Source organism: Curtobacterium uvaldense (assembly GCF_028307415.1).
Lineage (GTDB): Bacteria > Actinomycetota > Actinomycetes > Actinomycetales > Microbacteriaceae > Curtobacterium.
On the sequence record NZ_JAQMHU010000026.1, the window covers coordinates 38,749 to 45,328 of the forward strand.

Below are 6,580 nucleotides of genomic sequence, written 5' to 3' on the forward strand. Positions count from 1 at the left end.
GACGGGAGGCTCGTGGCGGACCCGAGCCGTGCCTCCCGGTCGGTGCATCCCCCGTCTGACGACTCGCCCGTCCGGTGGTCGTGCGGTCGCGTCAGCGCGCCGCCGGCGGCAACCGGACCGTCTCGACCGTCAGCGCACGCCCGTCCACCGTTCCCCGCATCCACGTGAAGTCGGGCTGCCTGCGGCGGTCCGTCGGCGACCCGGGGTTGAGCAGGCGCATCCCCGACGGCGCGACCGAGTCCCACGGGATGTGCGAGTGCCCGAACACGAGCACGTCGGTGTCCGGGTACGCGGCGTCCGCCCGGCGCTCGCGACCCGTCGCCGCACCGGTCTCGTGCACCAGGGCGAAGCGGAGGTCCTCCACCGTGAAGCGGGCCACCAGCGGCAGCCGGTCGTCGAACTCGGGGCCGTCGTTGTTGCCGCGGACGCCCTCGAACCGACGGGAGCGCCCCTGCACGGCGTCGAGGGTGGCGAGGTCGACCCAGTCCCCCGCGTGCACGACGAGGTCCGCCGCGTCGACGTCCGCCCAGAGCCCAGCCGGCAGGTCCTTCGCGCGCTTCGGCAGGTGGGTGTCGGAGAGCAGGACGAACGAGGTGGTCACGGGGCGTCGGGACCGTCCGTACCGGCGTGGCCGTCCGGCGTCGCGCGGGCGGGCATCGGCAGACCGGCCTCGTCGGCGGCGCCGAGTCGTTCGAGCAGCCCGGCGAGGAGCGCGATGTCGTCGTCCGACCAGTCGGCGAGTCGTTCCTCGAGCGCGTCGCGGTGCAGGCGCACCGAGCGGTCGAGGGCGGCACGGCCGGCGTCGGTCGCCTCGAGGGGCTTCGCGTTGCCGGAGCCGCCGTCGGTGGTCCGCACGAGCCCCGCCGCGAGCAGGCCGGACAGCTGCCGCGAGATCGTCGAGCGGTTGAGCCGCAGGTACCGGGCGATGTCGATCGCCATGCACCCGGGGTGCTGCACGACGAAGTCGACGAGGGACTGGTCGACGACGCTGAGCACGAGGTCGTCGCCGCGCGCCCGGATGCTCGCACGTCGCGTGATGCGGGCGAGTTCGGTGTAGGCGCGTCCGATGTCGCCGTTGCGGACCTCGTCGTCGGGGCGTCCGCCGTCACGGACCGCCGAGCTCGGGCTGCTCATCGCGTTCTCCAGCCTGTCACTGCGTGCGCCGGGTGCTCGGCGCTGGTGGGTGCCGCCACCCTACCGGCGGTCACGGGCTGCTCCCCCTCAGTGACCGGCGGCTGCGGCCTGCAGCGCGGGGATGTCGAGCTTGACCATGTCCTGCATCGCCTTGAACACCCGGGCGTTCGCCTCGGGGTCACCGCCGCCGATCATCAGGTCGCCCATCATCGACGGGGTCACCTGCCACGTCAGGCCCCAGCGGTCGTGCAGCCACCCGCACGCGAGCGGTCGGCCGCCGTCGGCGAGGAGCGCGTCCCACACCCGGTCGAGCTCGTCCTGCGTGTCGACGTCGACCTGGAAGGACACGGCGTCGGTGTGCGGGTGCCCCGGGCCGCCGTTCATCGCCCGGTAGGGCTGTCCGAGGAGCGTGAACTCGACGACGAGGGCGGTGCCGTCCGGCGTCCGGGCGACGCTGTCGACCCGACTGTCCGGGAAGAGCGACGTGTAGGTCGTGGCGGCCTGTTCGGCCTGGTCGTCGAACCAGAGGAACGGGGTGATCGTGGGCACGGTGCCTCCGGGTGCTCGGGTCCGGCCGCGACGCTGCGGCCGGACCGTGGGGTGGGTCAGTCCGCGGTGCCGCGGCTGAGCAGGTCGGCCTTCTCGGGGTGTTCGTCGAACCACTTGCCGACGAACCAGCACATCGGCACGATGCGCTTCGTGGTCCTCGCCTCGACGTCGGCGACGGCGTGCGCGACGAGCTCCGCCGCGTAGCCGTGCCCGCGGTGGCTCGGGACCGTGTACGTGTGCGGGAACGACACGGCGTCCTCCGCGGCCCGGTAGTCGAGCACGCTCACGAGCTCGCCGTCGACGTACATCGCGTAGCGGTCGCGGTCGGCTTCGTCGCGGAACTCGTGGGCCATGGCGCCATCATGCACCCGACGGGCAGCGGCCGCACGGCGACGACGGCCCGGGGCGACCGCCGGTGGGAATGCACTGCTCGGCGCCGCGTTGCACGACCGCATGACAACGATCGGCATCATCGGAGCAGGCAACATCGGATCCCAGCTCGCGCGCCTCGCCGTGCAGCACGGCCACGAGGTCGTGATCGCCAACTCGCGCGGCCCCGAGACCCTGCAGGACCTGGTCTCGGAGCTCGGCGAGCACGCCCGCGCGGCCACCCGCGACGACGCGGCAGCAGCGGGCGACATCGTCGTCGTGACCACCCCGCTCGCGGCGATCGAGACGATCCCGGTCGAGCCCCTGGTCGGCAAGGTCGTCATCGACACCAACAACTACTACCCGCAGCGCGACGGCCACATCGCGTCCCTCGACGAGGAGACGACGACCACCGCCGAGCTCCTGCAGGACCACCTGCGCGGTGCCCGGGTCGTCAAGGCGTTCAACCACATCGCCGCCACGGCGCTGACCGACGAGGCCACCCCCGCCGGCACCCCCGACCGCCGCGCCCTGGTGGTCGCGGGCGACGACGCCGACGCCAAGCGGGTCGTCTCCGACCTGATCGACGAGTTCGGGTTCGACGTGGTCGACGCGGGCCCCCTCGCCGAGGGCTGGCGCATCCAGCGCGACACCCCCGGGTACGTCACGCGGTACACCGCCGACGAGCTCCGGGCGAAGCTCGCCGAGGCGGAGCGCTACCGCGACATGTAGCCCCCACCTCCGCAACACGCCACGAAGGCGGTTCCCCGCAGCGGTACAGCTCGGCGCGGAGCCGCCTTCGTTGCGTCTCGCGAGCCCCGGCCGCGAGGCATCCTGCGCGAAGTGGACTGCGCGACCCCGGAACTGGGGCTGCGCAGCGGTCCATGCACGCGGATAGAAATGACGATGGATCAGAAGAGCGAGGGAGCACGAGTGGCGTCGCACCGCATGCCGGACCGAGACCGGCCGCGTCGAGCGGTCCCTGCGTGGGTCGTCGCACCCCCCGAGGACACCGCCGTCGGCCGGGAGGCACCACGCGCCCCCGCCCCGCAGGCACCCGTCCTCGACGCGGTCGCGGCCGTCCCCGTGGTCACCCCCGGGATGCCGGGTGCGGCAGGTCCGACGCCGCCGCAGGACCCGACCGACGTGCTGCCCGCCGTCGACGTCGTCGTGCCCGACTACCCGCCGCAGGAGCACCTGCTCCCGCCGGCCCCGACCTCGCCCGCGGTGCAGGTGCCGCCGTTCGACACCGCACCCCTGCCGGTGTCCCCCGTCGACGCCGCCGAGTCGGGCGGCCCCCTCACACCGCCGGTCGACCCGACGCACAGCGCCCAGGCCCCGGCACCGGTGCAGCCCCCCGCTCCCGCCGCCCCCGTCGTCGGACAGCCCCGCTTCTCGGTCCCCGGACTCGAGCACGTCCTGGTCGAGGGCGCGGAACCCGAGCCCTCCGGACCGATCGGGTACCGCACGCCGGCGCGCTTCGCCCGGCAGCAGGCACCGCGGCCGACCGTCGTCGACCCCGCGCCGTCCGGCTTCGACGCCGTCATCGCAGCGCCCGCCGCGCCCACCGTCCAGGCACCGTCGGTCTTCCCGGGCGGAGCCGCAGCCGCCTCCACGCCGGAGGCCGCCGTGCCCACGGCAGCGGCTGCCGCACCCACGGCGGCGGCCGGGCCGTCGGCAGCCGGTGCCCCGGTCGCCGGCGGTGTGTCCGCGCCCTACCGGCGGGGTCGCCGGTCGGGACCGGCCGCGGCTCGCACCGGCACCGACGCCGAGGTGGGCGGACACGACGACGGTGAGCAGGGCCTCCAGACCGACCGTCGGGCGTCCCGCGACCGCAGCCGCACCGCGATCGGGGCGACCCCCGCAGCCGTGCTCGGCGCGGTGACCGGTGTCGCCGCCCTCGCCCTCGCCGCCTGGTGGTTCACGGCGCCGGCGACGGTGCACGCGACCGGACTGGTCCTCGGGGTGCTCGCACTCGCGCTGTCGGTGACGGCCCTGCGGACCCCCGCGGCGACGTGGCAGCGACCGGTGGCGCTCCTCGGGGCGGTGCTCGGCGGTGTCGGCACGCTCGTGCTCCTCTGGGCGGTCGCCGCGGCGCTGCTGGCACCCGCCGGCGTGACGCTGCCCGACCTCACCGGCACGGGGACGACGCCGACCCTCGCGCCGTAGCGCTCAGACGGCGCGGACGACCCCGCGGGACAGGATCGCGCTCGTCAGGGCGTCGATCGGCTCGCGCTGCACGGTCGGGTTCGCGATGAGCACGTAGTCGACGGCGGGCAGGTCGGGCAGCGAGAGCCGCTGCGAGACCTTCACGAGGTCGGCCGGGATCAGCGAGTGCGGGAACACCGCGACCCCGATGCCCGCCCGGACCGCCGCGAGCACGCCGTTCACGTCACGGGTGTTGCAGGTGATCCGCCAGGTGCGCCCGGCGGACTCGAGGGCGTCGATCGCCATCTGCCGGCTGATGCTCGGCGCCTGGTACGCGATCAGCGGGACGGGCTCGTCGGCTTCGAGCGCGATGCCGTCCTGCGCCATCCACACCATCTGGTCGGTCGCGACGCGGGTGCCCTCGGCGGACTCCCCCGCGGTCTGCTTGATGAACACGAGGTCGAGCTGACCCGCGTGCACCCGGCGGAGGAGCGGCGCGGACTGGTTCACCGTCAGCTCGAGGTTCACCTGCGGGTGCAGCCGGCGGAAGTCCCGCAGGATGCGCGGCAGCTGGGTGATCGCGAGGTCGTCCGCCGCACCGAAGCGGAGCCGGCCGCGGGTCGCGGCCCCGGAGAAGTAGGCGTCGGCGGTCGCGTGCGCGGCGAGGATCGAGCGGGCGAACCCGGCCATCGCGTCGCCGTTGTCGGTGAGCGCCACCCCGCGGGTGTCCCGGGCCACGAGGGTCCTCGCCACCGCGGTCTCGAGCCGACGCACGTGCTGCGAGACGGTCGGCTGGCTGATGCCGAGGCGCTGCCCGGCGAGCGTGAAGCTGCCGGTCTCTGCGACGGCGAGGAACGTGCGGAGCAGCACCGGGTCGAGCACGTGACCTCCTCCGGCGGGCGGGCCGCCGCCATTCGACATCGCAATGGAGTGATAGCCACCATAGGGGTGTCGAATGGCCCGGCGCCACGTAGTTTCGAACGGGTACCGACTCCACCCCCGACGATCCGGAGCCCCACCACCGTGAGTGCGTCATCGACGACCCTCCCTCCACCCACCGAACCACTCCCGATCCAGGCCGAGCGTCCACCGTGGCGGCACACCCTCATCGCCCTGTCGGTCCCCAACTTCCGGCTGTTCACCGCGACCAACCTCGTCGCGATGACCGCGGGCTGGATGCAGCGGATCGCGCAGGACTGGCTCGTCCTGCAGCTCACCGGCTCCGTCGCGCAGGTCGGCATCACCGTCGCGTGCCAGTTCGCGCCGATGCTGTTCTTCGGGCTCTGGGGCGGGGTGCTCGTCGACCGGTTCTCGAAGCGCGCGCTCATGATGCTCACCCAGGGCGCCTTCGCGGTGCTCTCCGCACTGCTCGCCGTCCTGACCCTCACCGGCGTGGTCGAGGCGTGGCACATCTGGGTCATCGCGTTCCTGGTCGGGATGGTCACCGTCATCGACAACCCCGCGCGGCAGGTCTTCGTCACCGAGATCGTCGGGCACCAGCACCTGCGGAACGCGATCAGCGTCAACTCGAGCGTGTTCCAGCTCGGCGGGATGATCGGGCCCGCGCTGTCCGGAGCGCTGCTCGTCGCCGTCGGGGCGGGGTGGTCGTTCGGGGTGAACGCGATCGCCTGCGTCGCCGTGGTCGTGACGCTCGGGTTCCTCCGGACCTCGGAGCTCCACCGGACCCCGCCGATGCCGCGCGCCAAGGGACAGCTCGTCGAGGGCCTGCGCTACGCCGTCCGGAAGCCGACGATCCTGGTGCCGGTCGTGCTCATGGCGTTCTTCTCGGTGTTCGCCCTGACGATGCCGGTGCTGCTCTCGGCCTTCGCGTCCGAGGTCTACGACGTGGGCGCGGGCGGCTACGGGGTGTTCAACTCCGCGGTCGCGGTCGGAGCCCTGGCCGGGGCGCTGCTCTCGACCAGGCGCGCGACCGTGCGGCTGCGGACGATCGTCGGCGGGGTGTTCTGGACGGGCGTGCTGCTCGTCGTGAGCGGCTCGATCCCGGTGATCGCGCCGTTCACCGTGGCGCTCGTCGCGGTCGGGATGTCACAACTGCTGTTCATGACGGCGTCGAACTCGCTCGTGCAGCTGTCGTCGAACGTCGCGATCCGAGGCCGGGTGATGTCGCTCTACGTGCTCGTGCTGCTCGGCGGCCAGGCCGTGGGCGGGCCGGTCATGGGGCAGGTCGTCGACCACTTCGGCGCGCACGTCGGCATGGTGGTCGCCGGGGGCGTCCCCGCGGTGGCGGCGGTCGTCGCCGGCGTCGTGCTCGCACGGCGGGGCGGGCTGCACCTGGCGGTGCGGATGCGGCACCACGTGCCGCTGCCCGCGATCGAGGCGCGGTAGCGCGCGGCGCGGGGCGCGCGGCGCGGCTGCGGGG

General features: G+C 73.8%; 8 protein-coding genes. 3 read left to right on the forward strand and 5 right to left on the reverse strand.

The window, feature by feature from the left end; all coding sequences use genetic code 11:
- Nucleotides 1-91 precede the first annotated feature (91 nt).
- From PIJ49_RS13625 to PIJ49_RS13640, 4 genes are all read right to left on the reverse strand, one after another.
- Nucleotides 92-601, reverse strand: coding sequence for a metallophosphoesterase family protein (locus tag PIJ49_RS13625; RefSeq protein ID WP_066653676.1), 510 nt, complete (start codon nt 599-601; stop codon nt 92-94).
- A complete protein-coding gene (locus PIJ49_RS13630; RefSeq protein WP_066653673.1) occupies nt 598-1,134 on the reverse strand; it encodes a MarR family winged helix-turn-helix transcriptional regulator in 537 nt (178 codons plus the stop codon). The genes PIJ49_RS13625 and PIJ49_RS13630 overlap by 4 nt, the downstream gene beginning before the upstream one ends.
- Nucleotides 1,135-1,221: 87 nt before the next feature.
- Nucleotides 1,222-1,683 carry a VOC family protein gene (locus tag PIJ49_RS13635; protein ID WP_271826845.1) on the reverse strand — a complete coding sequence of 154 codons (462 nt, stop codon included), beginning with the start codon at nt 1,681-1,683 and terminating at the stop codon, nt 1,222-1,224.
- Between the two features lie 56 nt (nt 1,684-1,739).
- Nucleotides 1,740-2,036, reverse strand: a complete 297-nt coding sequence (locus PIJ49_RS13640; RefSeq protein ID WP_066653669.1) for a GNAT family N-acetyltransferase — start codon at nt 2,034-2,036, stop codon at nt 1,740-1,742.
- Between PIJ49_RS13640 and PIJ49_RS13645 the strand changes: the two genes are divergently transcribed.
- Nucleotides 2,035-2,784, forward strand: coding sequence for an NADPH-dependent F420 reductase (locus PIJ49_RS13645; protein WP_271826846.1), 750 nt, complete (start codon nt 2,035-2,037; stop codon nt 2,782-2,784). The genes PIJ49_RS13640 and PIJ49_RS13645 overlap by 2 nt on opposite strands.
- 174 nt (nt 2,785-2,958) lie before the next feature.
- Nucleotides 2,959-4,221, forward strand: coding sequence for a hypothetical protein (locus PIJ49_RS13650; protein ID WP_271826847.1), 1,263 nt, complete (start codon nt 2,959-2,961; stop codon nt 4,219-4,221).
- 3 nt (nt 4,222-4,224) lie between these two features.
- Here PIJ49_RS13650 and PIJ49_RS13655 read toward each other — a convergent pair whose 3' ends face one another.
- Nucleotides 4,225-5,082 (reverse strand): LysR substrate-binding domain-containing protein, encoded by an 858-nt coding sequence (locus PIJ49_RS13655; RefSeq protein ID WP_066653658.1) that lies wholly within the window; start codon nt 5,080-5,082, stop codon nt 4,225-4,227.
- Nucleotides 5,083-5,223: 141 nt separating this feature from the next.
- Here PIJ49_RS13655 and PIJ49_RS13660 point away from each other — a divergent pair, with 141 nt between their 5' ends.
- A complete protein-coding gene (locus tag PIJ49_RS13660) occupies nt 5,224-6,546 on the forward strand; it encodes an MFS transporter (RefSeq protein WP_066653656.1) in 1,323 nt (440 codons plus the stop codon).
- Nucleotides 6,547-6,580 lie beyond the last annotated feature (34 nt).

Excerpts from the sequence above, each read along its gene's own strand:
- PIJ49_RS13640 (WP_066653669.1), bottom strand. The coding sequence starts at position 2,036 with ATGGCCCACGAGTTCCGCGACGAAGCCGACCGCGACCGCTACGCGATG.
- PIJ49_RS13630 (WP_066653673.1), bottom strand. The coding sequence starts at position 1,134 with ATGAGCAGCCCGAGCTCGGCGGTCCGTGACGGCGGACGCCCCGACGAC.
- PIJ49_RS13645 (WP_271826846.1), top strand. The coding sequence starts at position 2,035 with ATGGCGCCATCATGCACCCGACGGGCAGCGGCCGCACGGCGACGACGG.
- PIJ49_RS13650 (WP_271826847.1), top strand. The coding sequence starts at position 2,959 with ATGGATCAGAAGAGCGAGGGAGCACGAGTGGCGTCGCACCGCATGCCG.